A 400-nucleotide genomic window follows, 5' to 3' on the forward strand; every position below is an offset into this window, starting at 1 on the left:
AAGCGCTTCTGGACCTTCTTTTCAGCGAGCGAGACGCAGTGTTGGCGAAGTTGCCGCACTTTTGACGGATAGGAATCTTTAAGTTGCCAGACTTCCGGGGTCTCAATCCATTATGCATTTACTGCATAATGGAGGCCAATTTTTCTATTTTGAGCATTCCGAATTAGCTGCTGTACTCGCCCGACGCCGAGGAAGGAAGCAGTTAAATGAATATGGAGGCCGCACGGGACGAAAGTTATGATGTGATTGTCATTGGCGGCGGTATCAACGGTACCAGCGCAGTCCGCGAACTCTGCGCCGCTGGGTATAAGGCCTTGCTTGTTGAAAAGGGTGATTTCGCAAACGGCGCGTCGAGCAGATCGTCCAGGATACTCCACTGCGGTCTCAGATATTTTGAGAC

1 protein-coding gene is annotated in these 400 nt (G+C 50.8%); it reads left to right on the plus strand.

Annotated features, from left to right (window positions below):
- Nucleotides 1-206 precede the first annotated feature (206 nt).
- The coding region (locus HWD97_RS24285) for an FAD-dependent oxidoreductase (protein ID WP_371835815.1) at nucleotides 207-400 on the plus strand (194 nt) is incomplete at its 3' end.

This window comes from Ochrobactrum sp. C6C9, from assembly GCF_022627935.1.
GTDB lineage: Bacteria > Pseudomonadota > Alphaproteobacteria > Rhizobiales > Rhizobiaceae > Brucella > Brucella teleogrylli.